Annotated in this window: 1 pseudogene; it reads right to left on the bottom strand. The window is 47.6% G+C overall.

The features are described from left to right. Nucleotides 1-531, bottom strand: a pseudogene (locus tag R8O11_RS30905) (acyl-CoA thioesterase domain-containing protein); the annotation flags it as partial.

Here is a 531-nt window from a genome sequence, read left to right as displayed (position 1 = left end):
TTGCTGGTTATAAATTTCGCCACGCACTAAGCCTCGAGTATTACTCGCCGTTGGGCTTTCTATTGCGTACAAAAGCCATTCATCCATCTTGAAGGGACGATGGAACCAGATTGAATGGTCAATCGTCGCAACTTGGAAATTCGGCGTCATTAACGACACTTCATGTGGATGCATCGCCGTGACCAAAAATCCCCAATCTGACGCGTAAGCCAGCAAGTATTGATGAATCAGTTGGTTATCTGGCATCTCACCGTTAGCACGAATCCAAAGGTACTGTTTTGGCTCCGCTTTTTTGGGTTTTAGAGGATTGATCACCGTGACAGGGCGAGTCTCAATCGGTTTTTCTCCGCAGAATGTTTTACGCAAGCGCTCTGGCAGAAACTCCGCGATATGACTTGCGAGTTCACTCTCTGAGGCGAAGTTTTCAGGCCCCGGAATATCTGGCATGGCTTTCTGGTGATCGAACCCCGGTTGATCGCCGTGATAAGAAGCCGTTAGGTAAAAAATAGGTCGTCCATTTTGCACTGCTTT

The sequence above is a fragment of the Vibrio sp. 1288 genome, assembly GCF_033344475.1.
Note: the sequence above shows the minus strand (reverse complement) of the source record. Positions and strands in the feature narration are given on the sequence as shown.